Annotated in this window: 18 protein-coding genes and 2 pseudogenes; 11 read left to right on the top strand and 9 right to left on the bottom strand. The window is 57.3% G+C overall.

The window, feature by feature from the left end:
• Window positions 1–66: 66 nt before the first annotated feature.
• From qhpC to CFR76_RS12535, 4 genes are all read right to left on the bottom strand, one after another.
• Entirely contained in the window at window positions 67–399 is a 333-nt protein-coding gene (gene qhpC, locus CFR76_RS12550; protein ID WP_110557344.1) for a quinohemoprotein amine dehydrogenase subunit gamma, read from the bottom strand.
• Entirely contained in the window at window positions 396–1,871 is a 1,476-nt protein-coding gene (gene peaB / locus CFR76_RS12545) for a quinohemoprotein amine dehydrogenase maturation protein (RefSeq protein ID WP_110557343.1), read from the bottom strand. The genes qhpC and peaB overlap by 4 nt, the downstream gene beginning before the upstream one ends.
• A complete protein-coding gene (gene peaA, locus CFR76_RS12540; protein ID WP_167402132.1) occupies window positions 1,868–3,613 on the bottom strand; it encodes a quinohemoprotein amine dehydrogenase subunit alpha in 1,746 nt (581 codons plus the stop codon). The genes peaB and peaA overlap by 4 nt, the downstream gene beginning before the upstream one ends.
• 378 nt (window positions 3,614–3,991) lie before the next feature.
• The gene (locus CFR76_RS12535) at window positions 3,992–6,502 is read right to left on the bottom strand and encodes a TonB-dependent receptor (protein WP_244191926.1); all 2,511 of its coding nucleotides are present in this window, start codon (window positions 6,500–6,502) and stop codon (window positions 3,992–3,994) included.
• 278 nt (window positions 6,503–6,780) lie between these two features.
• On the opposite strand from CFR76_RS12535, the gene CFR76_RS12530 reads away from it, so the two are divergent.
• The 10 genes from CFR76_RS12530 to urtE all read left to right on the top strand — a co-directional run bounded on the left by CFR76_RS12530 (window position 6,781) and on the right by urtE (window position 20,497).
• Window positions 6,781–10,137 carry a hybrid sensor histidine kinase/response regulator gene (locus tag CFR76_RS12530; RefSeq protein ID WP_110557341.1) on the top strand — a complete coding sequence of 1,119 codons (3,357 nt, stop codon included), beginning with the start codon at window positions 6,781–6,783 and terminating at the stop codon, window positions 10,135–10,137.
• Window positions 10,121–11,050, top strand: coding sequence for a response regulator transcription factor (locus tag CFR76_RS12525; RefSeq protein ID WP_110557340.1), 930 nt, complete (start codon window positions 10,121–10,123; stop codon window positions 11,048–11,050). The genes CFR76_RS12530 and CFR76_RS12525 overlap by 17 nt, the downstream gene beginning before the upstream one ends.
• Window positions 11,051–11,372: 322 nt before the next feature.
• Window positions 11,373–12,194, top strand: a complete 822-nt coding sequence (locus tag CFR76_RS12520) for a peptidyl-prolyl cis-trans isomerase (protein WP_167402131.1) — start codon at window positions 11,373–11,375, stop codon at window positions 12,192–12,194.
• A gap of 46 nt (window positions 12,195–12,240) precedes the next feature.
• Complete coding sequence (locus CFR76_RS12515; protein WP_167402130.1) at window positions 12,241–13,227, top strand: HupE/UreJ family protein; 987 nt, start codon at window positions 12,241–12,243, stop codon at window positions 13,225–13,227.
• Window positions 13,227–14,798, top strand: a complete 1,572-nt coding sequence (locus CFR76_RS12510; protein ID WP_110557371.1) for a tetratricopeptide repeat-containing sulfotransferase family protein — start codon at window positions 13,227–13,229, stop codon at window positions 14,796–14,798. Before CFR76_RS12515 ends, CFR76_RS12510 begins: the two co-directional genes overlap by 1 nt.
• Before the next feature lie 115 nt (window positions 14,799–14,913).
• Window positions 14,914–16,245 carry an urea ABC transporter substrate-binding protein gene (gene urtA / locus CFR76_RS12505; protein ID WP_110557369.1) on the top strand — a complete coding sequence of 444 codons (1,332 nt, stop codon included), beginning with the start codon at window positions 14,914–14,916 and terminating at the stop codon, window positions 16,243–16,245.
• Window positions 16,238–17,932: an urea ABC transporter permease subunit UrtB gene (urtB, locus tag CFR76_RS12500; RefSeq protein WP_110557337.1), complete on the top strand. Its 1,695-nt coding sequence runs from the start codon at window positions 16,238–16,240 to the stop codon at window positions 17,930–17,932. Before urtA ends, urtB begins: the two co-directional genes overlap by 8 nt.
• Window positions 17,933–17,973: 41 nt before the next feature.
• On the top strand, window positions 17,974–19,053 hold the full coding sequence (urtC, locus tag CFR76_RS12495) for an urea ABC transporter permease subunit UrtC (RefSeq protein WP_110557370.1): 1,080 nt from the start codon (window positions 17,974–17,976) through the stop codon (window positions 19,051–19,053).
• The gene (gene urtD, locus CFR76_RS12490) at window positions 19,050–19,790 is read left to right on the top strand and encodes an urea ABC transporter ATP-binding protein UrtD (RefSeq protein WP_110557336.1); all 741 of its coding nucleotides are present in this window, start codon (window positions 19,050–19,052) and stop codon (window positions 19,788–19,790) included. Before urtC ends, urtD begins: the two co-directional genes overlap by 4 nt.
• 11 nt (window positions 19,791–19,801) lie before the next feature.
• Window positions 19,802–20,497 (top strand): urea ABC transporter ATP-binding subunit UrtE, encoded by a 696-nt coding sequence (urtE, locus tag CFR76_RS12485; protein ID WP_110557335.1) that lies wholly within the window; start codon window positions 19,802–19,804, stop codon window positions 20,495–20,497.
• A 403-nt stretch (window positions 20,498–20,900) separates the two neighbouring features.
• On the opposite strand, the pseudogene CFR76_RS12480 reads toward urtE, so the two are convergent.
• The 4 genes and pseudogenes from CFR76_RS12480 to CFR76_RS12460 form a co-directional block, all read right to left on the bottom strand.
• Window positions 20,901–21,800: pseudogene (locus CFR76_RS12480) on the bottom strand (integrase core domain-containing protein).
• Window positions 21,801–22,012: 212 nt separating this feature from the next.
• Complete coding sequence (locus CFR76_RS12470; RefSeq protein ID WP_110557334.1) at window positions 22,013–23,317, bottom strand: MFS transporter; 1,305 nt, start codon at window positions 23,315–23,317, stop codon at window positions 22,013–22,015.
• A gap of 274 nt (window positions 23,318–23,591) precedes the next feature.
• Window positions 23,592–24,266, bottom strand: coding sequence for an NAD(P)H-binding protein (locus tag CFR76_RS12465; RefSeq protein WP_110557333.1), 675 nt, complete (start codon window positions 24,264–24,266; stop codon window positions 23,592–23,594).
• A complete protein-coding gene (locus tag CFR76_RS12460) occupies window positions 24,263–25,669 on the bottom strand; it encodes a coniferyl aldehyde dehydrogenase (protein ID WP_110557332.1) in 1,407 nt (468 codons plus the stop codon). Before CFR76_RS12460 ends, CFR76_RS12465 begins: the two co-directional genes overlap by 4 nt.
• A 100-nt stretch (window positions 25,670–25,769) precedes the next feature.
• Here CFR76_RS12460 and CFR76_RS12455 point away from each other — a divergent pair, with 100 nt between their 5' ends.
• Entirely contained in the window at window positions 25,770–26,378 is a 609-nt protein-coding gene (locus CFR76_RS12455; protein WP_110557331.1) for a TetR/AcrR family transcriptional regulator, read from the top strand.
• A 388-nt stretch (window positions 26,379–26,766) separates the two neighbouring features.
• On the opposite strand, the pseudogene CFR76_RS18465 reads toward CFR76_RS12455, so the two are convergent.
• Window positions 26,767–26,868: pseudogene (locus CFR76_RS18465) on the bottom strand (porin); the annotation flags it as partial.
• Between the last annotated feature and the right edge of the window lie 98 nt (window positions 26,869–26,966).

Genomic DNA, 26,966 nt, shown 5'->3' with positions numbered 1-26,966 from the left:
GGGACCATGCCCCGGAAACATGCCGGGAACGGCCTGAAAATAACATTGAATGAAAGGACGCGACGATCAGGGAAAAACAATGTCCAGATTACGCCAGTCCTTGGTAGCCGATGCACAGTTGCTGGCCCAGTCGGGCGAATAATTGACGTGATCTGCTACCTGCACCGGCCAGAAACAGGTAACATAACAATCATAAATATCGCGTTCGACGGGTTGGCACAGACCTGCCGTACCACCCCCTGCATCAACTTCCCATCCCGGTGAAAAGGCAAGGGTACATCCCATCGGGACATGAGGACGGGGCGGCGTATGTTGGAGCGCGACAAAATCCTCGTCGGTAGAGGACGTAAGGTCGTCAATACGCCGGGCCTTCTGATTAACCGGTTTCAGATGCTTCATGACAGACCCTTCCGCACGGCAAAACGATCAAGGAATTCAGGATTTTTCACAGCGAGGACGCCATAGATCCGAAGACATGTATCCGTCCATTCGCGAATCCAGTCACAATAATGCAGGTTTGCGTGGCCTGTATCACCATAACGGACGAATGCCTCGTGATGGCAACCACCAGCACATAATGGACGTGCCCAGCAAGACTGGCAGTCATATTTGGTGCCGACGTGCCCCCGCGCCAGAAAATCCACACGTCTGGCTGCGTCAATACCATTTCTGACATTGCCCAGTGTATGCGTGTCGGCATCCGTGAAACGATGACAGGGCGAAAGATCACCCGATGCGCTGACACCCAATAGCCCCAGGCCCGCGCCACAGGGGTGTGATTTGTTCACGCCCCGGAACAGTTCGCCTATTGTTTCCGAAACATTCGAAAAACCGTGTGTTTTTCCCTGCAATGCGTCTTCCAGCCATTCATTGGCCAGTTCATTGAACGCCCGCAGTACTTCGTCCATATCGACTGCGTTAATGGCGTAGTCCTGTTTCCCGGAATTGGTGACAGGCGCAAACCCGACTTCATGGAAACCCAGTTCGTCTTTCAGATGATGGTATATGCGCCTGACATCGGTCACGCCGTCACTCAGTGTCACACGGGCGGTTATGGCACGGGTCCTGTGGGCTGCTATCAGCTTGCGCAAGCGTGGTTCAATAACATCGTACGACCCCTTGCCATTTTTGTAAACGCGGTGTCGGTCCTGCAGGTCGGGGGGACCATCCATGCTGACGGTCACACCAATTTCGTGTTCAGACAGGAAGGCAATAATCTCATCAGTCAGCAAGGTTGCGTTTGTGGTCAGACTGAAGGTAATCGCCTTACCATGCGCCGCCGCCTGTTCACTGGCATGGAACACGACATCACGCAGCAGGCGAAAATTCATAAGGGTTTCACCACCAAAGAAGGTGATGTGAACCGCCTTGCGCCCCGGCGATTGCGCCAGAAGGAAATCCACCGACATTTTTGCCGTTTCCAGCGTCATGAATTTCTGCTTGCCGTGTGGGGTCGCGATCTTGTCGGAACCAAATTCGTAACAGTAAGTACACGCAAGATTACATTGATTGGTAATATTGAGAACCAGTGCCTGTAACGGAAAATCGGCGGGTGGCGAAACAGGCCCAGACGCCGCCATGTCCCTCTGATCCGTAACAATTCCCTGCACCGCAAGCAGTTCACGGATGAGGTCCATGGCATCCTCATGAGAATAGCCATTTTCCATCAGGGCCGCCACCAGTTGATGATGTTCCAGCGCGCCATCATCCAGCCGTCTGATTACCGCATATGCACCTTCATCAAGCATGAAAATGGCGCCAGCCGCGACAAGATAGACAAAGTTCTGGCCAGCAGCATCGAACTCATGCAGTTCACCAGTCCTGTAGCGTACGGCCGGTGCGCGAGGGGCTGCTTCCACTATAGCGTTCATTTTGAAACCTCCGGCTGATCCCAACGCTTGTACGTAGGCACCGTCGTGACGAGATAGGCCCGAGCTGTCAGTGGTTTGCCTTGCGCGTCCTTTTCTGTTTTCGAATTCGCGACAACCCAGACTTCCCCATAATTATTGCGCATGAAGCGTCGCTGCGGATCCGGTCCTTCCACATTTGGGGTAAAGAAGCCGGTAGCAGGGTCAAGTTTGCCAACAAACCTGATGTCATCATCATATGTGACGGTTGGCATCTCCGCCAGCGACCAGTCTGCATCTACGACATGAACAGGAAAATCGTCTGACGTATCTGGCTTGCCATCCGGACCATTCGACCATCCGATCGCGGAAAACTGCTGGTATCCCTTACCATATTTAATACCACCCAGACGGGCCAACCCGGTTTCAGGCGATACTTTGATATAATCGATCCCTGAATAGACCGGCACGGCCTTCTGCAAAACTGCGCCACGCACGGAAACATCACGCATGCCAGCCACGGCATCCCTGGCGACATCAACCACAGCCACCACTTCCGTGGGTGATGCGGATACAATCCTGCGGACGCTTACCCCGCCACCAAAATCAATATCCCGCGGCTGGAGGTCGGTTGGCAGATCCGCGCCATAAAGATGCAGTTCCTTTTCCTGTGTACCGGTCCTGAGCGCATCGGGGGACGCCATGACAAGAACGGGCGCTTTCGTTTCACGCGCCAGCGTGACGTCAAGACCAAACTCATGATAGTCACCCCAGTACCAACGTCCCTGCCCTGCCGTCTGGTCCGGTGCGAACCACATCGCCTCACGCATCATGCCTGTCGGATCATCCGGATGGCCAGGCTGTGTCGCCCCCTGCCCCTGTGACGTGCCCCGCCATGAATAGCCCGCATAGACGAGCGCAACACCCGTCCGGGTATAGGTATGGTTGTCATCAAGCGCACGCAGGGTTGTCGTGGTCATGAATTCATCCGATCCGGGCGCTTTGGGTGTGATGGTCATTTCACCCACAAAACGTCCATGGCCACTCATGCTGCCGGCCACCAGCCATTTTCCGCCCAGATCTGGCGGCCGGATACGTGGCCGCCACGCCGCCCATTCCGCCGTGTTGACAGGTGCATTTTTGCTCAGCCAGTCAAGTGCTGCCTGCCCCTGAAGCACGGGTTTCGGAACATTGTCCGGTTCTGCCTCGCCTTCTTCGTTGGCGTGATCCTTGATCGGGGTCTCATATATCCGCTGTGCCGTTGAATACATGGCCTTGTGCAGGTTTTCCACCAGCGCCCATTCACGGTGGCTACGACGCGACGACATCGGCTGTGCGAAGGCATGACAACTGGCGCATGTCTGGCGCATCGTATTATTGGGAATAATTGTTTCATCCACGGCGCGATGCTCGGCAAAATACATCACCGGCTTCGCTTCTTCGGGCGCAAGACCGTGATAGGTCGAAAGGTATTTGACTATTGCGCGCGCATCATCCGGCGTGATGGACAGACCATTGAGCTTCACCATACGCTTGATCGTCTGGGACCAACCCTCGGGTGTCGTACGGGTCCACGAAATACGGGAAAGATTTCCCTTGCCATCTGGCGTATGACACGCGCCACATTTCTGCGTGGTCAGGAGATCGGTTACGGGAATTCCAGTTTCGGTCTCGACCCAGTCTGCCGGATCCTTGCCAACTCCCGCCTTATCCTGTGCATGCGCGGCCGTTATCGAAGTGGCGCACAGACAGGTCAGTAATATCATGCCAAGCGGCATCCGCGACGACGGACGTCCGCGTTTGAAACGTAAGGGCGCAGAATCCGGCTTCTGATCACCGACGGTAGCGGACAAGGTGCTCATATGCGGCGGACCCTCCTGTTAGATCGGTCAGACGGCCGCTCCGCCAAGCGATCGTTGCTGTACAGCTTTCTGGACATTTCATAATATCCAGCCCGGAATATTTCGATTTGGGGATTGTGTCATGCCAGCCGGTTTCCTGCTGGCATCCGCACGGTGTATTCTGTCATTTCCCACGCCAGAAAATGACAGAATACATGACGTCACCGGTTATTCCCGTGTTGCCTGAACTGCGCGGCACCATGTCCGCGTGGGACGAAAACACATGACCGCTGCAATCCGACCTTAGAAATGCACGCGACCTTCCAGTCCGAATGTACGTGGCGTCAGAACACTATAGGCATAATAACGTTCAGTCACGCCATCACGCGACCGGATGGAACTGGAATCATTACTGACGGCGGTAACGGCGTACTGATTTGTCAGGTTATTGACGAACAGATCCAGGCTCCACTGCTTGGTGTTATAGGTCAGCGCCGCGCGATGCGTCACGTAACTGGGCATCCGGTAGCCATATCCCTCAAGCCCGACGCGGGAATAGATGCTGCCCACATACGTGGTCGCCCAGTTAAGCTGCAGGCTGCGCCCGTTGTCGAGCGGTATCGTATAGTTAGCAATGATACTGCCGGAATTCTTGGTTGAACCAGGCAGACGATCGCCAGGACGCCCCGGATAGGAACCCAGCACGTTACTGACCAGATCCGGCGAGTATTTCGTCAGATGTGCATCCGTATAGGCATATGTGGCCGAGACAGTGAAGTTGGGTGTTACCCTTACATTGACAGAAGCATCGAACCCGCGGGAAACAGCGGCCGCTCCATTCTTGGTGATACCCACATTACCGTATTTCGTCTGACCGGGTATCTGTACGTTGGTCCAGTCGATGTTATAACCGGCAAGGGTGAATACTAGACGCCGATGAAAGAAGTTGCCGCGTACGCCCAGTTCCACGTTGCGGGTTTTATCAGGCTCGTAAAACATTTCGTTCGGTAGGGCGCAGGCATGCTGCGTATTCGGGTTCATGGGCATCTGACAGGGGGCCACCCTGTTCGCCCCACCAACACGATAACCGGTGCTGTAGGTAAAATACGCCATGATGTTCGGGTTGAAACGATAGGAAACGTTGGCTTTCCATATCGTGCCGTTCGCCCCTGTCGTGCCATGATTCATGGAATAATTGACACCGGGATAGGTCTGGAAAAGTGGCAGGGCCGTACCACCCGTCACCAGGGCGTCGTAGTCGAAGTAACGGAAGCCACCCGTAATCTGGAGTCCCTTGATGATGTGATAGGTCAGTTCACCATAGACGGCACGTTCCTGGGTCTTGTTATGAACGATCGAAGCATATTCAAGATTGTCCGGCCGATCGATACCCGCCCACTGCGCATAGCCCGGGGTATATTCATGACGGTCATAATCACTCTTAAGATCGTTATAGAAGCCACCGAGAACCCAGCTTACCGGCCCCTTGTGGGTGGAAACCAGACGTAGTTCTTCATTGAACTGCGTATATTTGTAGTGGTTTTTCGCATAGGACGAAAATTTGGGATATTCCTGATATCCGTAATCGAGATCGATCAGCAGATCGGTATTATCTTCGGTATAATCAACAGTCTGGTGCGTATATGCCGCTGTGTGGACCAGCTGCGCGAAGTGGAACAGATTGAAAAAGAATTCGCCGCTGAACAGGTCGGTCGTACGATCCGAAGGTTCGGCATAACGCCACGGGGATTCGTACTCGCTGGTCCCCATGACACCCGCACCGTTGGCCTGCCGGCCACCGGTCTTTGTTTCCTGATGCATGTATGTCAGATAGGCTTTGATATTCGGATTGACCTGTACCAGCAACTGGTTACGGGTCGTGAATGTATGATCGTAGTTGAGGTCCCTGCGCCTGTTATAGTTCTCAGCCTGCTGGCCGGGTGTACCAAACGTCCCCGTACCGGCCTGCGGACTGGATACACCGGGATTCTTCAGCGTATAATTGTAGTCCATGAAGCCGGGATCATTGTAATAACCAAGGACCGTGCGGAACGCCACGTGATCCTTTATGATCGGTATGTTAAAGGTTCCCGTTACTTCGCCGCCCGGTGAGTCGCTGTGACTTTCCCCGAATACCTTGCTGGTCATGTCAGCGGACCATTTATTGAGATCGGGACGATGCGGCATGTAACGCACTGCGCCCGCCAGCGTGCCAAGACCGTACAGAGTACCCTGCGGCCCCTGCAGAACTTCAAGCTGATCGATATCGATCATCTTGAAATCGGCATAAAGCGGCACTTCCCCAAGATAGACACCAACGGAGTTGTTGGTATTGGTCCCGAAGGTCGACGTGCTGGCCGATGACAGGCCGCGCATGATGATGTTGCCGGAACTGCCGGGTCCTGTATCCGTGATGGTCAGACCGGGCACGAAGGAACTCAGGTCACGAATGTCATTGATGCGCTCTTTCTGCATCAACTTCTTGTCCACGACAGAGATGTTGATCGCCGAATCCTCAAGCTTCGTGCGACGCCGTGAGGCGGTGACAAAAAGTTGCTCCCCGCCGCCGGACGCCTTCGCTGTCGGCTCTGCGGCTGAAACCGTCGTGGTGGACTGTTGTGTTGTGCCAGACGGTTTCGGGGGCGCACTGGCGGTCGTGGCACCTGCCTTTCCCGTTGCGGACTGCCCGGCCTTTGTGGACTTGGTCGCTGTATCCGCGGCGGAAGCCGACACGACAAGCCCCATCGGTGCGCAACTGATGAACATGGTAGCACAAAGTAGCCACGTCTTCTTTGTGGAAAGGCCCTTCATCATTCTCCCCCTACAATCCCATGTGCCCAGCCCTGGCCTGCATTTCCCCTTCGAAACAAAGGGTCGCTTTCACACTGACCTGCTATTTCTGATAATCTGGAGATGTCGTTTCGATATAGATATGGGTTATTTGACGTAAACCTTGGTTGCCTGACCGATTCGTACTATAGTTTACATCTGGCTGAACGCATCGGGGTGGGGATGGCAATAAATGCAACCGCGTCCATATTATTATTTTATAACAACGAAGTCAGGATGCTCCATCGCATGAAAGGTATCTGATGGTGGCGGATCCCACCAATGAACCCCTCCCCCTGGAACGACGGACCTACAACCAGTGGGTCAATACCCAGACGCTGGAGGATTACGCGCTGCGCTATACGGCGCAACGTGGACGACGTTGGAGCGACTGGCGGATCGCAAATACGGCGCTGGGCGCCGCAAGCTTCCTTGCGTGCGAGGCGATTGGCGGCACGATCACCCTGCAGTTCGGTTTTTACAACGCCATGCTGGCCATTGCCGCTGGCATGGTAATTTTTCTGGTGGTTGGCGCGCCCATTGCAATCTGTGCGGCGCGTGAGGGACTGGATATCGACCTGCTGACGCGGGGCGCGGGATTTGGTTATCTGGGATCCACGGTAACGTCACTTATCTACGCCAGTTTCACCTTCCTGCTTTTCGCGGTGGAGGCCAGCATCATGGCGCTGGCCATAACGCTTGCGACCAGTCTGCCCATAGCCCTGTCCTATGTCATTAGTGCGCTTGGTGTCCTGCCGGTTGCCTTGCATGGCATGAAGGCTATTACCCGCATGCAGATCGCGACCCAGCCCATATGGCTTTTTTTACAATTCGGTCCTCTGGTCTATCTGTTCTTTCACTGGAACGCGGCCGTTGCAATCTGGACCGGGCCGGATGGCACGGGACATGCCACGCAAGGCAACCTCATTTTCTTCGGGCTGGCCCTTTCCACCATTTTGTCCCTGCTGCCCCAGATCGGGGAACAGGCTGATTACCTCCGCTTCCTGCGCAAAGCACGCAACCGTACCGACATGCGCTGGTGGGCGGCCGTGCTGGTGGGCGGCCCCGGATGGGGAATTATCGGCGGACTGAAACTGGCTGCCGGATCGTTCCTGGTCATGTTTACGCTGACTGAAGTCACCAGCGTAGCCCAGGCGGACAGTCCCCCAATCATGTACACGGTCCTGTTTCAGGAGATTACCGGATCATCGGGAGTGGCATTGGCCCTCATGCTCATATTCGTCGTGATCTGCCAGATGAAAATCAATGTGACCAATGTCTATGCCGGGTCGCTGGCATGGTCGAATTTCTTTGCGCGCCTGACCCATGCCCATCCCGGACGCGTGGTCTGGCTTGTCTTCAATGCCCTGCTGGCCCTGCTTATCATGGAAACAGGTGTCATCGGGGCCACGGCGACATTGCTGGCACTTTACGCCAATCTAGCCGCAGGCTGGATTGGCGCCCTTTCTGGCGATCTCATGATCTCCAAACCCCTTGGCCTGAGTCCGAAACAGGTCGAATTCCGACGCGCCTACCTCTATGATGTCAATCCCGTCGGGGTCGGCGCGATGGCCCTGTCCTTTTTCGCGGCCTCCGTGGCGCTGACCGATCTTGCCGGGGCGACCATGCAGGCATTCGCCCCCGTGCTCGGCCTGGTTGTTGCCTTTGTCAGCGCGCCCATTCTTGCCTGGATTACACGGGGCCGTTTCTATATCGCCCGGACGTCGGCCACCTTCAGGACCAGCCTGCGCTGCACGGCCTGCGATATCGTGTATGAAGCGCCAGACATGGTGGCCTGCCCATTTCATCGTGGGCCGGTCTGTTCACTGTGCTGCACGCTCGAAAACCGCTGTCATGACCAATGCAAGGAAAACAGTGATTTCATCCAGCAGGCACGCAATCTCCTGCGCAGGATCTCGCCCCGGGGCATTGAACGTTACATAGACGGCAGCGTCGCGCATTTCCTGGTCATCATGCTGGCCTTCAGCGTGACCCTGGCTGTCGTGTTCTACTGGATAACCTTCGGCGAGCCGATGGCTGAAGCCCTGCGCCGTGATCTTGTCGATATTTTCGTAACACTGGAGGTACTGGCCGGGATCGTGGCATGGCTGTTTGTGCTGGCGCATGACAGCCGGTGCGCAGCCGAACGCGAAACCCGGCAGCAGACCGCCATGCTGCGCCAGGAAGTCGCAGCCCATATCGAAACCGATGCGGCGCTGCAAAAAGCGCGGGACGCGGCGGAATCGGCCAATGTGGCGAAAACGCGCTATCTCGTGGCCGTCAGTCACGAGATCCGTTCCCCCCTCAATGCAATCTATGGCTATGCCCAGCTTCTTGAACGGGGCAATAGCATCGATCCGACCGAGGCTGGCAGTGTGATCCGCCAGTCCGCCGAACATCTGACCAATCTGGTGGAAGGGCTTCTGGAAATCTCACGCGTTGAAAGTGGCGTGGTCGAACTTCGGTCGGATATCGTCCCCATCGAATCACTGCTCCATCATCTTGTCACGATGTTCAGAATGCAGGCGGCGGCCAAGGGAATCACGCTTGGCCTTGTCATTCATGACCGTCTTCCGCATCACGTGAAAACGGATGAAAAGCGGTTTCGCCAGATCCTGATCAACCTTATTTCCAATGCCGTGAAATATACGGGCCGTGGCGGCGCGGTCGTTTCCGTCTGGTATCGCAGTGAAGTCGTACGTATCGAGGTAAGCGACACCGGCCCCGGTATCGCTGCCACGGATCTGAAGCGGATATTCGAACCCTTCGAACGCGGAACCGGCGCGGAAGTCCAGCGCGAGCCGGGCATAGGGCTGGGCCTGTCCATCACACGTGTCCTGACTCGTATCCTGGGTGGTGATATTACGGCTGAAAGCGTTCCCGGTCAGGGTAGCATGTTCCGTCTGCGCATGATGCTACCAGCCGTTCATAACGCCATACCAGCTACGGCGTACGGCCAGATAACAGGATTTCATGGTCGGGCACGCCATGTGCTGGTAATTGATGACGATACCCTGCAGCGTAATTTTCTTGACGGCCTGCTGACGCCGCTGGGCTTTATCGTTCACAAGGCCAGACATGGGGCTGAGGCGCAGGAACTGGCCATATCCCTTGGGTCCGATCTCGATCTTGCCCTGCTTGACATCCAGTTACCTGGCGAAAGCGGGTGGGATGTGGCGTCGCGTCTCCGGTCGCTGGAAGGGGCGGGGCTGCGAATCGTCATGGTATCAGCCAATGCCGGGGAATTCAGCACCGGAGGGGACGGGCGGGCCGCCCATGATGGATTCGTGACAAAACCGGTGGATGTGGACGCGCTCCTTGCTATGATGGCACGACTGCTGGAACTGGAGTGGATCCATGCGGCAATGCCGGAAAACACGAGCGAACGCCAACCGCGTCCGGATCTGCCAATCCGTGCCCTGTCGCCCTCATTGCTTCATAGCCTGTCCGAACTCCGGCGTGCGGCGAAACTGGGTCATGTACGGGCAGTCGAGACATCGCTGGCCCAACTGGTGCCCATAACGGAGGAAGACCGGCGTTTTCTCACGGTTGTCGGGGTACATCTGGAGACATTCGATCTGAAAAGTATAGTGAAGGTAATTGATGATGCAGCATCCTGACCGACTGATCGAGGCGGGTCCACCATGCGTTCTGGTCGTTGATGATACCCCGCAGTCCTTGCGTTTTGTAATGCGCGCGCTGGAAAGCGCGGGCATGACTGTGCTTATCGCGCCGGACGGTCATGCCGCCCTTGACCTGCTGCACGATGCGGTGCCTGATCTTATCCTGATGGATGCCGTCATGCCGGGGCTTGACGGCTTCGGGACGACGGTGCGAATCAGAAACGACCCGACACTGGGGCATATCCCGGTCATATTCATGACGGGCCTGACAGAAACCACGGATGTCATACGCGGACTTGAGGCCGGTGGCGTGGATTACGTCCACAAGCCCATTGTTGTGGACGAACTGATTGCACGGGTACGGGTTCACCTACGCAATGCCCGCGCCACCCGGGCCAGTCAGATGGCACTGGATTTCGGGCATCGGCCAACCATAGGGACCGATACGGCTGGTATACTGCTGTGGCATACACCGGGGGCGGCGTCCGTCCTGTCGGGTGGCTTTCCTGGATGGAAAGTAGGAGATCCACTACCCGCCCCCCTTCGCACGGCGGTCATGAAACTTGCCGCCCAGCGCCCGCTGGTTACCCGGCAGACGATAGAGGTACCGCAGGGCAATCTGGATTGCGTCATGGGCGGTACCATGAACGACGGATCGATGTGTGTTACGCTCCTGCTGAAACGACCGAAAGAAGAAGAAAGACGCCTGGCTGAAAGCCATGGCCTGACAACCCGTGAAGCGGAGGTCCTGCTATGGATCAGTCGCGGCAAGCCGAACCGTGACGTGAGTGAGATCCTCAAGATCAGTCCCCGTACGGTCAACAAGCATCTTGAGCAGATATTTGCCAAGCTCGGGGTGGAAAACCGTGCTTCTGCAGCCGCTATCGCTGTCACGACACTAAGCGAATAGTCCCATGCATGCATCAACCGGCCTGCGGTATTTGACGTAGTGACACCATAAACTGCAGACAACGATGATATGTCGCAACCAAGTCACGTCCATGGAGAATGTCATCCATTCCGCAATCCGCATATTTCGGAACATGAGACAGTCATGTTCCTGATATCATGACATTCAGGGGCAGTCCTGCCTTTATGCCGGGCCTTTCTTCCGTTACCTGGGACATTCCGTTCATGCCGACATATATCCTGTCCCGCCGCCCCATTTCCCTATGGAACATGCGGGATCGGTGCCCGTGGCCTGATGCCTGTCGGGCAGGATGAGCATGGCAATGGATACGAATGACCGTCGAGTGCCCCCGACCGCGCGACCCGCCATATGGCGTGATGCGCTGCCGTTTCTTGTTTTCCTGCTGATCGGCGGCTGCTGTTTCCTGCTTTACTGGATGGTGGACGGGCGACGGGAAACGATTGACGTAAGCCGTTCGACACAGGATATGCTGTTTGAGGATTATGCCACCCTGTCAGGCCACGAGCCGGATGCGCAGGAAAAGAAAAAGATAGTCGACAGCTATATTTCCGATGAAATCCTGTTTCGCGAATCCCTGCGCCGCCGTCTCTACCTGTCAGATGGAAACATTCGCCAGCGCATGATTGATCAGGCCCGTTTCCTGATTGGCGGTTCGCCCGGCGACCCGACTGAGGCACAGATGCGGGCCTATTACGCAGCCCATGCCGATCTCTATCGGCAGGAACCGGAAATCAGTTTCCAGCATGTCTTTTTCAGAACGATGCCAGCAGATCCCGTCTCCATACTGCTCGCCCTGCGCGAAGGGACAGATGTAAAAGGCGATGATTTCTGGATGGGCCATGAACTTCCATCCTATGGCGCATCGATGATCAGCAGCATGTTCGGGCTTGATTTCCTGCATGCACTGGAAAAAGCGCCGTTAGACAGTTGGTCGGGACCAATCCGGTCAAGTCGTGGTTTCCACTTCGTAAAGGTCACGGCCCGCACGTCCGCCATCCAGATGCCTTATGACAGCGTAAAGCATGAAATCGAAGCCGACATGACATCCGAAATGCGTGATGACGCCATCGCAACCGAGATTACCCGTCTGCGGAGGAGCTATGACGTCATTATTCAGAAATAGGCGCTTCACCGGGCGGATTTCTGCCCTTGCCCTGAACCTTGCATTCGTGGCGGCCGTTCTCCTTACGCTGACAGGCGTGGCAAAGGCGGATGTATTCAACGCAGGGGATTTCAGCTTCACACGTGGCGCTACGGCAGGAACCTATGTCCTGACCGTTGATCTGCCCCGGACCGTAATGACACCCGATCCCCTGACTCTTCCCGCCGGATGTGCGGAAACACAACGGGAAGAAACGGGATCTGGTGGCCGCCTGGGCATCGCCATTTCGCTGCACTGTGACCGACCACTGACAGAAAATGACCGGATCGGCACCCCCTGGCGTCTGGATGGGGCAAGATTCCAGAGCGCCCTCAGCGCCGATCATGCCCGCCATCCACTGGAACTTGAAGCCGGGCGCGCCATCCTGCCTGTGGCCATGGGCATGCCTGTGGAACGTTCCCTGATCGCTGCGGCGCGCGCCTATCTCGATCACGGCATCATGCATATCCTGACGGGATGGGACCACCTTACCTTCGTACTGTGCCTGTGCATGCTGACGGGTGGATCACGTCTGCTGCTGCTTATCACGACCTTTACCATCGGCCATTCCATATCGCTGGTACTGTCTTTTCTGCATGTCGTGAACGTGCCTGAACCGCCGGTCGAAGCGGTAATCGCCCTGTCGATCATGTTCATGGCACAAGAAGGCATACTGGCGGCCCACCGCCCCGTGACTGCAGCATTTCCCCTTGCACGCTACGCCTTTGTGGTAGGAAGCTTTGGGCTGCTGCATGGTCTGGGCTTTGCCGATGCGCTAAAGGAAATTGGCGTCGCACCGCACGAACGGCTTGTAGCTCTGGTCAGCTTCAACATTGGCGTCGAGATCGGACAGTTGATCTTTGTCGCCATTGTTGAGACAACCTTCTGGCTATGCCGCTCCATCGGCGTATCGCAACAGACACGCAGCCTTCTTTTGTATGCCGCCGGTTCACTGGGAGCTTTCTGGATGATTGACAGGATTGCCTCGATATTTGGACTAGTGGCGGCATTGTGATGGGCAATGTCCGCCAGGCCCGATATGCCCTTTCACGTGGCAATCCGGTTCAGGCACGTAATATTGCGGCCATGATCATCGCCCGTGAACCGGATCGGGCGGAAGCCCATTTCCTGCTTGGACTGAGCGAAGTGACCCTGGGCAATATCCGGCCCGGCGCGGCGCATATGGAACAGGCGGTAACATTGGGACGCTCTGCCGAGTTCTTTGCGCAACTTGCGCGCTGCCTCCTGCTTTTGCGGCGTGACGCCGATGCGGCGGCTGCGCTGCGTGACGCGGAAGGCTGCCTGGAAGCTGGGGAAAAATCCGATCCCCTGACACGGGACACGATTGGTTGCGCCTATGCCCGACTAGGTGAACACGCCGCTTCCGTCCCGCATTTCGAAGCTGCCGTGCAGGGCAAGCCGCGCCATGAGCAGTTTCTCTACAATCTTGCCGTGGCGTTAAGCTTTGTCGGACGCGTCAAGGAAGCGGAACAAGCGTTTGAAAGGCTGCTTGCCAGCGCGCCGGGCCATGCGCGTGCTCATCATGCCCTGTCGCGCCTGCGTCGCCAGACGGCCGAAAACAACCATGTGCCGCGCCTGAACGCTGCCCACGGGGCCACGCGCACCCCGGAAGACCGGCTGTTGCTCGGCTATGCCCTATCCAAGGAACTGGAGGATCTGGGAGATACGCAGGCATCCTTCCGTGCGTTGCGGAATGCCAATGCCGAACACAGGAAAAACCTGCCTTACAGCTTTGACCGGGATGCCGCCATCTTTGATGCGATTGAAAAAAACTGGTCTCTCTTCGCTCAAGCCCCCGTCAGCAATCCACCCGATGCGGCACCCGTTTTTGTCATGGGCATGCCCCGCACGGGCACAACCCTGGTGGATCGCATTCTTTCTTCCCATCCCGACATAGCCAGTGCAGGCGAACTTCAGGCGTTTCCGATTGCTGTCAAGATCGCATCACGCGTGCGCACCCGCATGGTGCTCGACCCTGAAACGGTGGCCCATACGGCAGGTCGGGATCTGGGCGCCATCGGACAGGCCTATCTGGAACGTGCGCATCCCCACGTACCGAAGGACAGTCCCCGTTTCAGCGATAAATTCCCGGGCAATTTCATATATGCGGGGCTGATTGCCCGCGCCCTGCCCCGGGCGCGCCTCATATGCCTTCGTCGCCATCCGATGGATACCGTATTAAGCAATTTCAAGAATCTGTTCGCCACGACATCACGCTACTATGACTATAGTTACTGCATTGAAGACATTGCACGATATTATGTCCGTTTCGATCGGCTGATGCGGTTGTGGCAAAAGGCCATTCCCGGTCGTGTACTCGAAATCCGCTATGAGGATATTGTGGAAGACCAGGAAGGCGCCACGCGCCGTCTGCTTGCTCATTGCGGGCTGCCCTGGTCGGAAGAGTGTCTTGCCTTCCACACCAACGCTGCCCCCGTCTCCACACCAAGCGCGGCACAGGTGCGCCGCCCCATCTATCGTGATGCCCTGGCGCGGTGGAAACGCCATGAGGTGGAACTGGAACCTGCGCGCGTAATTTTTGAACAAAACGGAATTAGCGTATAGACAACAATCACTTTTTTCGGTTTCCACAAAGGCTTCACCCTACGCAAGATTACGTATGGCCAACACGTTGCGGATAAGGGACAAATGCCTCCGTTATTCTAATGGAATGGATCAGATGACAGACCCGACAATGTGCGTTTCCCGCCGCGATTTTGCCCGGTTCAGCCTTGCAGCGTCTGCGGCGATGCTTGTCGGCGGCAAGACGGCACGCGCGGCCGCCCCGACGGGTGAGCCAATCCGCATCGGTGTCCTCCATTCCCTTTCCGGCACCATGGCAATCAGCGAAACAACGCTGAAAGACGTGATCCTGATGCTGGTTGACCTGCAGAACAAAAAGGGTGGCGTCGGCGGCCGCCCGCTGGAAGCGGTGGTGGTCGATCCCGCTTCCAACTGGCCACTTTATACGGAAAAGGCCCGGCAGCTTCTTGCCGTGGACAAGGTCGCGGCGGTTTTTGGCTGCTGGACAAGCGTATCGCGCAAGGCCGTCCTCCCGGTGTTCGAGGAACTGAACGGCATCCTGTTCTACCCCGTGCAGTATGAAGGACAGGAATGCAGCCGGAACGTCTTCTACATGGGGGCAGCCCCCAACCAGCAGGCCATTCCCGCAGTTGACTACCTGTTGGGCGAGGATGGCGGATCCGCCCGGCGCTTTGCCTTGATTGGCACGGACTACGTCTATCCGCGCACGACCAACCAGATCCTGCAGGCATATCTGAAACAGAAAGGCATTGCCGACGCTGATGTAATGGTCAGCTACATGCCCTTTGGCCAATCAGACTGGCAGACCACCGTATCGCAGATCAAGGCCTTCGGTTCGGCAGGCAAGAAAACCGCTGTCATCTCCACCATCAATGGCGATGCAAACGTGCCGTTTTACAAGGAACTCGGCGCACAGGGCATCGCCGCGACCGATATTCCCGTCATGGCATTCAGCGTAGGGGAGGAAGAACTGGCAGGCATGGATACGAAACCGCTGGTGGGGCAACTTGCGGCATGGAATTATTTCGAAAGCATCGATACCCCCGCCAACAAAGCCTTCATCAATGCCTGGCACACGTTCACCAAGTCCCCCAAACGGGTCACCAATGATCCGATGGAGGCCCATTACATCGGCTTCAATCTCTGGGTTCAGGCGGTCGAGAAGACCGGTACCACCGATCATGATAAGGTCATCGCGGCAATGGTCGGGCTGAAACAGCCCAACCTGACAGGCGGCATTGCCGAGGTCCTGCCCAATCATCACATTACCAAACCTGTCTATATCGGGGAGATTCAGGACGACGGACAGTTCAATGTCGTCTGGCAGACCCCCCAGGAAATTCCTGCTCAGGCATGGTCACCTTATGTTCCGGAAACACGCAACCTGACCGGGGACTGGCGCGCACCCATCTCCTGCGGCAACTATGATACAGCAAAGAAAGCCTGTCTTGGCACGCGCCATGCGTGACATTCGGTGGCGTCTTGCGCTTGCGACCATAATCCTGACGGCATCAGGCTACATGGCCGTATCGCCCGTGCAGGCGCAAACGGACACGCCGTCCGCCATCCAACGGCAGGCCGACCAGCCTGCCGCCCCGGCCCCGGTTGTTGCTGTTACACCTGCACCCGATGCCTATAGCGGCCTGGCCTCAACCCATTTTGACGTAATCGCGGCCAGCATTGCCCAGATCGGTTCACAGGAGACACCGCAGGCCCACGATACGCTGAAGGCGCTTGCGTCACATCACCTGTTTGCCGGTAATGACGGCCACGCGCTTTATATCCATGATGGCGATGGCTGGCGTGACGTGCGAACAGGCATCCCAGCCAGTCCCGATCCGAACCAGGTGCATCCGGTGCGGGTCAACAACCGTGTGCGCTTGGCCCTTGCCGAAGTCCAGGCCGGACAGGCGCTGGTGACCGGAACGCCTGCACAGCGACTTGCAGCGGCATCGCGTCTTGCGGAACATCCCGATCCTGCGCTGCTTCTGCTTGTCGATCATGCACTTGATACATCACATGATGCAGCGCTGGATGCCACATTGAAGCGTGCAAAAGCGGCGATCATACTCAGTCCAGGCGCCCCGGTCAGCAATCCGGCGACATTGCTGGCGGCGGTGGCGAGCCTGCGGGCGCAGGGTGGCCTGACATCCCGTGCCGTGCTGGCCGGGTTCGCTGGTAATGAAACCGCACCCACGCAGGCTCGCGACGCCGCCCGTCATGCCATGGCCTCCATCGACCGACGTGAAAAGATCTGGGCGCTGGGCCAGCAGGCATTTTATGGCCTCAGCCTCGGCTCCGTCCTGCTTCTGGTGGCGATGGGTCTTGCCATTACCTTTGGGGTCATGGGCGTCATCAACATGGCGCACGGTGAACTGGTCATGCTTGGGGCCTATACCACCTATCTGGTCCAGAAAGGCGTGCTGGCCGTAGCGCCTGGCCTGTCGGGATTCACGCTGGTTCTGGCCGCGCCAGCGGCTTTTGTGGTCTGCTCTGCGATCGGTGTCCTGATTGAACGCAGCCTGATCCGTTTCCTGTATGGTCGCCCGCTGGAAACCCTGCTGGCGACATGGGGGCTTTCCCTGATCATCCAGCAGGCTGTGCGCTCGGTCTTCGGGTCGACAAATGTGGCGGTCTCGACCCCCGGCTGGCTTTCGGGCGCTTTTCAGTTGGGAGGAATGACAATCACCATGAACCGGCTGGCGATCATGCTGTTCGCAGCCGCAGTGATGGTTGCACTGATGCTCGTACTCCGTCGTACCGCGCTTGGCCTTGAAATGCGCGCCGTAACACAGAACCGGCGCATGGCGACACTCATGGGTATCCGTACGGCCCGGGTTGATGCGCTGACCTTCGCATTGGGGTCCGGTGTGGCTGGATTGGCGGGCGTTGCCGTCAGCCAGATCGATAATGTCAGCCCCAATCTGGGACAGGGTTATATCATTGACAGTTTTCTGGTCGTGGTATTCGGTGGCGTAGGCAACCTGTGGGGCACACTGGCCGCCGCCATGACGCTGGGCATTGGCGGCAAGACGCTTGAACCCCTGCTGGGGGCCGTATCGGGCAAGATACTGCTTCTCGTTCTGGTTATTGTGTTTATCCAGCGTTGCCCGCGCGGCATGTTCCCGCTGCGGGGACGGGGGATTGAATCGTGACGGCTGGGTTCGGCTTTCGCAACGTGCCGCGTATTGCCTGCATGGTGGTGATCGTGGCTGGATTTCTTTCCCTCGGCAGCCTGCTGCCCGATTCAAACCCGCTATCCGTATCGCCGTTCATTGTCACGCTGGTCGGGAAATACCTTGCCTATGCCATGCTGGCGGTCGCGGTCGATCTGGTATGGGGTTTCGCGGGGATCCTGACACTGGGCCATGCGGCGTTCTTCGCGCTGGGCGGTTACGCGATGGGGATGTACCTGACGCGTGAGATCGGAACACGGGGCGTGTATGGCAATCCCGACCTGCCTGATTTCATGGTGTTCCTGTCATGGAAATCACTTCCGTGGTACTGGTGGGGCAGCAACCATATCCTTATGGCGATCGTGCTTGTTTTCCTTGTGCCGGGCATTCTGGCTGGCCTGTTCGGCTGGCTTGCATTCCGTTCACGGGTGAGCGGCGTCTATCTGTCGATCGTTACCCAGGCCCTGACATACGCGCTCATGCTAGCATTTTTCCAGAACGGGCTGGGCTTTGGCGGCAATAATGGCCTGACGGATTTCAAGGATATCCTTGGCTTTGACCTTCACAGCCAGACAACGCGCGCGACCATGCTTGTATTCAGCGCCCTGCTACTGGCAGGCACCATGATTGGCGCACGCTGGCTGGTTAGTGGGCGGTTTGGACGGCTGCTGATTGCCGTGCGGGATGCGGAAAGCCGCACGCGTTTCCTTGGCTACCGGCCTGAACAGGTCAAGCTGCTGGTCTGGGTGGTTTCCGCCATGATCGCAGCACTGGGTGGCGCGCTATATGTCATTCAGGTCGGGATCATCAACCCCGGTGAATTCGCCCCTGCCAATTCGATCGAATCTGTCATCTGGGTCGCCGTCGGCGGCCGGGGTACGATCTGTGGGGCGGTTATCGGCGCCGTTCTTGTCAATTTTGGCAAGACGCTTCTGACCGCATGGTTACCCGAAGCATGGCTTTATGGGCTGGGGCTGCTTTTCATTCTGACAACGCTCTTTCTGCCGGAAGGACTGATGGGACTAGGCCACCAGGTCATGCGACGGCGTGCCGAGGTCACACCCGAAGTGACCCAGACGGAAGGGGACGCCGAATCATGAATGCATCCCCACTGCTTGAACTTCGCAACGTTTCGGTCAGTTTTGATGGTTTCCGGGCCATCAATGACCTGTCTTTAAGTCTGCAGCCGGGAGAAATGCGGGCGATCATCGGCCCCAACGGCGCGGGCAAGACGACCATGATGGACATCATCACGGGCAAGACCCGCCCTGATACCGGCATCGTGCGGTTTGAGGGACGCGATCTGACAAGGCTTGATGAACCTGCCATTGCCCGTCTTGGGATCGGACGCAAATTCCAGAAACCAACCGTATTCGAAGCGCTGAGCGTACGCGATAACCTGCTTTTGTCACTAAAAGGATTACGTTCACCTTTCTCCCTGCTTTTTGCCAAGAAAACGGAAGTCGAGACGTTCCGCATAAGGGCGCTTCTGGAAACCACCCGCCTTGCGGCCCGGGCGGAAGAACAGGCGGGCAGTCTCAGCCATGGGCAGAAACAGTGGCTGGAAATTGGCATGCTTCTGGGTCAGGAACCGCAACTTCTGCTGGTGGATGAACCGGTTGCCGGCATGACAGATGCCGAAACAATGGCGACCGCTGACCTGTTGCGCGATATAAACCGCACGCGCAGCGTGGTGGTGGTTGAACATGACATGGAATTTGTCCGTGCCCTCAATGTGAGTGTGACGGTTCTTCATGAGGGTTCGGTTCTAGCTGAGGGACCGCTTGACGAAGTCAGTGCCGATCCGCGGGTTATTGACGTATATCTGGGACGGTAAGGAAAAACGGCATGCTCAGGGTCAGGGACATCCGTCTTCATTATGGGGCGGCCATCGCGCTACGTGGCGTCTCGCTGGAAGCACGTGTCGGGCAGGTCACCTGCCTGCTGGGTCGCAACGGGGTGGGCAAGACAACCGTGCTGCGGGCCGTTACGGGCATGCATGCCGTCTCGTCAGGGCGGATTGAATGGGAAGGCGAGGACATCACCCGCCTGCCCGCCTATGAACGCGCCCGACGCGGCATCGCCACCGTTCCACAGGGACGCGATATTTTTCCTTTATTGACAGTACGCGAAAATCTCGAGACAGGCTTTGGCCTGCTGCCACGTGGGCAGCGTAAAATACCGGATGCCATTTTTGAGACCTTTCCGGTTCTGGCCCAGATGCTCAATCGGCAGGGCGGTGACCTGTCCGGTGGCCAACAGCAACAGCTTGCCATTGCCCGTGCCCTGGTCATCCGCCCTCGACTACTTGTTCTTGATGAACCGACCGAAGGCATTCAGCCCAGCATTATCAAGGATATTGGCCACGTCATCGATCGATTGAGAGAAAGCGGCGAAATGGCGATCCTGCTGGTGGAACAGTATTTCGAATTTGCTTTTGCCCTGGCGCAGTCAGTGATTGTTCTGGATCGTGGACAGGTTGTCGCATCCGGACCGACCGAAACGCTTGATGCAGATATAATCCGCAGTCATGTGGCAATCTGATCCGGCAATATGAAAATATCATACTGATCTATACGCTATAATAGTAATGACAGATGCAACTGTATTGAATATTCGATACTTAAAAATTCGAAAATATTATCCATGGGACTAAATATCTAACGTGCCAATCCAGTTTTTATAATAGACAGGAATTCTGAATCTGCCCTTCAGAACTGCAGTTGCACGCATCGACGTGATAAATTCAAATCATATACCCTATTGAACGAGATTGCTCTGCAGAGTGATGCCCCCATACCGGCAATGGGACTGATCCACAAAAACACATCCGTTTAATATAATTTTTATTTATAATATTAATAAAAAATAAGTAACTGAATTAATTTCATTATAATTTAATGAAAATTTCTGAATTTTGTTATAAAATTATGTTTCACGACATATATTAGATGTTTAGTCCCAGGATTTGATGGTGCGGATTTTGTATGAACCGTGATGGTTCTTTTTCCCACTGCTGGTAAATGAATTCATATGGGGTGAGGCCGCGACCAAATCGGTGAGGTGCTGGCACAGTTGGTCATGCGTTTCGTAATAGACGCGCTTGACCGTCGCCTCCTTGATCGTCCGGTTCATGCGTTCGACCTGGCCATTCGTCCACGGATGTCGGGGTTTTGTCAGGCGATGCTCGATATCGAGGTCGGCACAGGCCACTTCGAAAGAATGGCAACGGAACTGGACGCCATCGGCCCGCATGGCTTTGATATCGTCCGGTGTCCATCCGTCGCCGGTCGGATCGGTGAAATGCATGCCGTTGCCGGTCAGCACGGTATGGATGCGGTATGGAACCGCAGCGGCGAGGGTGCGCAGGAAGTCACCGGCAACGCGACGTGTTGCTTTCTCGTGCAGTTGGACGAATGCGAACTTCGGCGATGTCGATATGAAAATAGCCGATCAGATAAGTCTTGAACTTCGAGCGCCTGGGCTTGTCGCCCTCGGTGTCGGGCAGGCGGCTGATTCCATGGCGCTGAAGACAACGATGCAATGAAGAGCGCGTCAGACGCGGGATCGTCGCCTGTAGCGCGTAAAGGCAGTCGTCCAGGGGCAATAATGTATGGCGACGGAACGCCACGACGATGCCCTTCTCCTCGATCGACAAGACCGTCGAAAGAGGAGCCTTCGGGCCAGTGTGCCGATCCGCTGTATCGGGCCGTCCCTTCCAATTGGCGACCGTCTTCGGGTTGCCCCCGTAGCGTTTCGCCAGAGATCTCAGGCTTTCTTGACTATGCTGTATCGCTCGACGGACTGCCGCTGTCGTCGTGGCGCATCCGTGGTGAACCTGGCCCATAGCGCATCCTTCCACTCTCATGAAAATAATGCACCATCAAATCCTGGGACTAAACATCTAGCCTGCATCCATTCGCGCATGATGGCAGTCAGTACAGGCATGCGGGCGGCATGCTCGTGGGGGCCGGGACGCAGGCCCGAACGAACAGTCCGTGGCGTGGCGGGCAATCCGGCACAACCCTTGCGGAGTTGATGAGCGCGCCAGCGGAATACTCAGCCCCTGTCACGCCATGCCAGAAGGCAAAGGGTCTGCATGCAGACCGCCCCCAGCGGCAGCCAGACAAATCCCGCCGTAACCCACAATGACAGAGCCGGTGGCTGTGTCACGCCGTTCTCGACGTAATGACCCAGCGACAGGAATTGCGCCAGGACAAAGCCGGTCAGGCCCATCGCCAGTTTCGTGACCCATGTATTGATCGAATAGGCAAGACCTGCCGACCCGGTGGAGGCATGCGGATCACCATCATCCACGGCCTGCGCCAGCAGGGTATAATATAGGGGGGACATCACGCCCTGCGCCAGCGCCAGAAGGGATACCGACAGGAAAAAACCTGTCATGGACGCCCCTGCTACAGCCATCGCCAGATAGGCGGCGCCCTGCGCGATCAGGCATATGATCCCACTGCGCACGGTCCCCAGGCGTCTGGCAAGGGGAAGGCATGCGGGCACGCCCGCAAACAGCAGCACGGTGACAAAGGTAATGATATTGGCCCCCACCTGCTCCGTGCCGCCAAGAATGACACGGGCGTAATACAGGGCAAACCCGAACAGGGCCGCCTGCCCCACGAAATAGAAGAACGCAAGCAGGTTGCTCAGCACCCACCGCCGGTTCTGGCAGAGAAGCCGCACCGTGACCACCAGATCCCGCCGCACGGGGGCTGGCGGATGCCGCACGGTGCAGCCATGCGCCACGCACAGCCATAAAAAACCACCAAGAACCGACAGGACCAGCACATACACCGCCATGCCATACTGATGCTGCGCCGCGCTTTCGCCCCCACCCAGCCAGGTAATGGCGGGAATGGTCAGCAACGCGACGAGCAGCGATCCGGCCTGGCAGCCCATCATGCGGAAGGCATTCAGGTCAACCCGCGGTGTTGCGGAACGGCTGATCATGACCGCCAGCGCACCATAGGGCGTGTTGATGCAGGAATAGATCGCACCGAACACAATATAAGTCAGCCCCGCCCACAGGACCTTTCCCGTGGGCGAAAGCGGCAGGGCCAGAAAGCACAGGAATCCCGTTACGCCGAAGGGAATGGCAAGGGCGCGGATCAGGCGCGGCACGACCACCCCACCTATGCGGTCAATAATATAGCCGATGGCCGGATCACAGAAGGCGTCAACAACACGGGCTACCAGCAGTATCCACGATACGGCAACAAGCGGCAGGCCATAAATATCCGTGTAATAATACATCAGGTAGGATGACGTCATGCCCCACATCATGTTGGAGGCGGCATCACCACAGCCATAGGCCATCTTTTCCTTCAGGGACAAAGGCCGGCTGCTTTCCATTATTCCATTACCCCTGCAATGCCTGACTCAGGGGGATATTATCATACGCCGCCAGAACCACAAACCACGCCACGCACGCTTCATGCCCTACGCCGCCATGATGTGCGCGTTACGGGAAAGGCAGGCGCGGCCTGTTGCCCATATGAAAAGAAGTCCGATTGAGGATCAATATATGGTCTGTTACCAAATCTGACGGCAACATGAACACTACAAGGGCAAACTTGGGCGCAAATGGCCAGACCACCACCGAACTGGCATGGACATCGCGCCCGCATCAACATGGTCTGGCAGCCTGACTGACGATGCGGCGCAGGTCCGCATTGTCATATGTCCGGCATCCATCACCCGTCTGCCGCACCAGCGCCACAATCGCCTCTGCGACGGTTTCCGCGTCAATCGCGCCATATCTGGCCAGCCTGCCGACCATGAGTGGTGCCAGCACCATCGCCAGCCGCTGCCCGATCGCCTCCATCGGTCGTGCCTGTGCACGGTGGCCCAGCAGCATGCCGGGGCGCAGGATATCCACGCGGCTGAAACCGAGTGCCCTGATGTCGCGCTCGATCGCGCCCTTGGTCCTGAGGTAAAAACCGGGACCACCCGCCCCCACGGAAGATACGAGAATGAACCGGCGCGCGCCAAGCGCATGCGCCGCTGTGGCGAAGGCAAGGACGTATTCGTGATCGACGCGGAACATGGCCGCCTGCGATCCCGCGGCACGAATTGTCGTGCCCAGGCAGGAAATCGCCACGTCAGCGCCAGTTAGGGCTACAGCCCGTAACGTCGCCTCCGGTGCTGCACACAGACGTTCGAAGTCAATGACGTGATCGACACCAGATGATTTCCGACGCGTCAGGCTGGTGACGACGGTATCAGGCCGTGTCGCAAGCTTTTCATTAACGAAATGCCCGATCAGGCCGCTGCCACCGATAAGCAGAATGCGCGTCGTCATCGCAGGATCAGATTTATGATGGCATCGGCAAGTTTGCCGAAAGGCGGCTGAAGCAGCGTTGCCGCATTGAAACGCCCCTGTCGGTACACGCCACGGGCATGCGTGAGCGCGATGAAGCCTTCCTTTCCATGATACGCCCCGATGCCACTGTCCCCCACGCCGCCGAATGGCAGGTCATCCTGCACATAATGCATCAATGTACCGTTGATCGTCACGTTTCCTGAAACCGTGTTCTTCAACACCCTGTCGCGTTCAGCACGGTTGTCGCCAAAATAATACAGGGCCAGAGGCCGGGGACGGGCGTTGATGAAGGCAATCGCTTCATCCAGCGTGCGGTAGGTCAGCACAGGCAGGACGGGTCCGAAAATCTCCTCCTGCATGACTGCCATCTGCGGTGTCACATCCAGCAGCAGCACGGGGGCCAGGACGTGATCCGGAGCTGAATCAGTCCCCAACCGGATAACCTGCGCACCCTGTGCTGCGGCATTGTCGATCAGACTGCTCAGGCGCTCGTAATGATGCGTGTTGAGAATGGCCGTATAATCAGGCGACCCCGCGTAACCACCTGGATGCAGCTTTTTCACGGCGTCCTGATAGACTGCGGCAAAAGCGTCCCTGTCGTCTTCATGCACCAGCACGTAATCCGGCGCGATGCAGGTCTGCCCGGCATTGGTTAGCTTGCCGAATGCCACGCGATCCGCCACCCGCCGCATGGCAAAACCGGGGGCGATCACTACGGGAGACTTGCCGCCCAGTTCAAGCGTGACCGGGGTCAGATTGCGCGCGGCCGCCTCAGCCACCTTCTTTCCAACCGCCGTGCTGCCGGTAAACAGGATATGATCGAACGGCAGGGCCGAGAACGCAGCGCCCACTTCGCCACCTCCCGTGACGACAGCAACCTGCTCTGGCGGAAAGATGGCCCGGACGATTTCGCCGATCACCGCCGATGTAGCCGGCGTGAATTCCGACGGTTTGAGCATGGCCCGGTTGCCAGCCGCAACGGCTGTGGCCAGCGGCACGAGGGCAAGCGAGACCGGGTAGTTCCACGGCGCGATCATGCCCACGACACCCACCGGCTGCCGAACCACCCAGGCACGACCGCACTGGAAATAGGCCGAGACGTGGCGGCGCTGCGGTTTCATCCAGTGCCCCAGATGCGCGATCATGTAGTTGATCGACTGCACCAGCGGAATCAGTTCCACAATCGCGCTTTCGCGTTCCGAGCGCTGGCCGAAATCCGTTTTCAGGGCGCGCAGGATGTCCGTCCGCCGCTTCAGGATCTCGGCTTTCAGGCGGCGCAGGTCGGTCCGGCGCTGTTTCAGGGCCGGTGGCCCTGCATTCAGGAACGTGGCACGCTGCCGGTCGAGAATACTGTGCAGTTCAATGGCGGTAACATCGGACATCGCGCCCTCCATGTTTACAGGAGAAACTTATACAGGCAGGGTATGGAGCATGACGATCTGGTGTCAACAAAAGTTTCTTGTGTAAACATGGACCTCACGAATGAGTGAAACCAAGGACCGCCCCTACCATCACGGCGACCTGCGCCGCGCCCTGATCGACACGGCGCTGGACATGCTGGCCACGGACCAGAACTGGGCCTTCACCCTGCGGGAAGTGGCGCGGCGCACGGGTGTCAGTCATGCAGCACCCTACAAGCATTTCCGGGATCGCGAAATGCTGCTGCGCGAACTGGCCCGGATCGGCTTCAACAGGCTTGGGGAGGCCATGACAGAGGCAATGTCCCCCGATCTGCCGTCCACGCGCGCGCAATTCATGGCGGCGGCGCAGGCCTGTATCGGGTTTGCCTGTCAAAATCCCGGCCTTTATCGGCTGATGTTCAGTTCCGATGCCGACAAGACAATAGATCCGTCGCTCCATGACGCGGCCATGAATACCTTCGGGATTCTGCTGGGGCTTCTGGAAAAGGGACAGCGCGACGGAAGCTTCCGGCCAGTTGCCATAAGCGCGCAGGCAGCGGCAGGCTGGGCGCAGGTGCATGGCCTGGCCATGCTGGCGATCAGTCATCAACTGCTTGAAGAAAAGGTCGGGCCAGCGCCGATCCCGGCCGCGCTGGATGTGCTGCTGGATGGCATGTGCCGCAGCAACTGATCAGGCTAACCTTCGAAAATATTCAAGCGTGCCAAAAGTCCCGCCCCGCCTCCGGCGTGCCCACGGCCTGTTCCCCCGTTGCCAGCATGGCCCAACGGCAGGCCGCACATCATGCCGCCTGCCCGATGGCGAACGCCCTTGGGCATATCGATCCGTTCCTGATGCTCAGATGGTGATGTAGGCCCGCACGTCCTCCGCCACGAGATCACACGCCTGCCCCATACCCAATACCCATCCGGGCCGGGTGTTCTATGTCATATTCAACGTGGCCATCGCCCTGGTGCTGATGGAAGCGGGACTGGTCAGCACCATCCAGACCGGCATCACACTGTACGGCGTGCTGGCCTGCGCATGGATCGGCGCGATCGTGGAGGATGTGACCATCTGCAATCCCGTCACCACGCCCCGACCATGCGCCGGGATACTGCGATACCAGCGGAAAGGCGTAAGTGCTGAGGAAATACGGGCCGTCAAGGTTGGAGCGGTCACTAGAGCATTCTGTGATTAGGTTGATGCATATCCTGAGTTTTTGAGGTAGTTGGCACATTCCTGTGGTGAGAAGCCTTTGATGAGTGAGCCGATGCGTTT

Source organism: Komagataeibacter swingsii (genome assembly GCF_003207895.1).
GTDB lineage: Bacteria > Pseudomonadota > Alphaproteobacteria > Acetobacterales > Acetobacteraceae > Komagataeibacter > Komagataeibacter swingsii.
The sequence above is the reverse complement of the archived record's forward strand: the minus strand, read 5'-3'. Positions and strand labels throughout refer to the sequence as shown.

Coding starts and splice junctions, on each gene's coding strand:
- qhpC (WP_110557344.1), bottom strand. CDS start 399: ATGAAGCATCTGAAACCGGTTAATCAGAAGGCCCGGCGTATTGACGAC.
- peaB (WP_110557343.1), bottom strand. CDS start 1,871: ATGAACGCTATAGTGGAAGCAGCCCCTCGCGCACCGGCCGTACGCTAC.
- peaA (WP_167402132.1), bottom strand. CDS start 3,613: ATGATATTACTGACCTGTCTGTGCGCCACTTCGATAACGGCCGCGCAT.
- CFR76_RS12535 (WP_244191926.1), bottom strand. CDS start 6,502: ATGATGAAGGGCCTTTCCACAAAGAAGACGTGGCTACTTTGTGCTACC.
- CFR76_RS12530 (WP_110557341.1), top strand. CDS start 6,781: ATGGTGGCGGATCCCACCAATGAACCCCTCCCCCTGGAACGACGGACC.
- CFR76_RS12525 (WP_110557340.1), top strand. CDS start 10,121: ATGATGCAGCATCCTGACCGACTGATCGAGGCGGGTCCACCATGCGTT.
- CFR76_RS12520 (WP_167402131.1), top strand. CDS start 11,373: ATGGATACGAATGACCGTCGAGTGCCCCCGACCGCGCGACCCGCCATA.
- CFR76_RS12510 (WP_110557371.1), top strand. CDS start 13,227: ATGGGCAATGTCCGCCAGGCCCGATATGCCCTTTCACGTGGCAATCCG.
- urtA (WP_110557369.1), top strand. CDS start 14,914: ATGACAGACCCGACAATGTGCGTTTCCCGCCGCGATTTTGCCCGGTTC.
- urtB (WP_110557337.1), top strand. CDS start 16,238: ATGCGTGACATTCGGTGGCGTCTTGCGCTTGCGACCATAATCCTGACG.
- urtC (WP_110557370.1), top strand. CDS start 17,974: ATGGTGGTGATCGTGGCTGGATTTCTTTCCCTCGGCAGCCTGCTGCCC.
- urtD (WP_110557336.1), top strand. CDS start 19,050: ATGAATGCATCCCCACTGCTTGAACTTCGCAACGTTTCGGTCAGTTTT.
- urtE (WP_110557335.1), top strand. CDS start 19,802: ATGCTCAGGGTCAGGGACATCCGTCTTCATTATGGGGCGGCCATCGCG.
- CFR76_RS12470 (WP_110557334.1), bottom strand. CDS start 23,317: ATGGAAAGCAGCCGGCCTTTGTCCCTGAAGGAAAAGATGGCCTATGGC.
- CFR76_RS12465 (WP_110557333.1), bottom strand. CDS start 24,266: ATGACGACGCGCATTCTGCTTATCGGTGGCAGCGGCCTGATCGGGCAT.
- CFR76_RS12460 (WP_110557332.1), bottom strand. CDS start 25,669: ATGTCCGATGTTACCGCCATTGAACTGCACAGTATTCTCGACCGGCAG.
- CFR76_RS12455 (WP_110557331.1), top strand. CDS start 25,770: ATGAGTGAAACCAAGGACCGCCCCTACCATCACGGCGACCTGCGCCGC.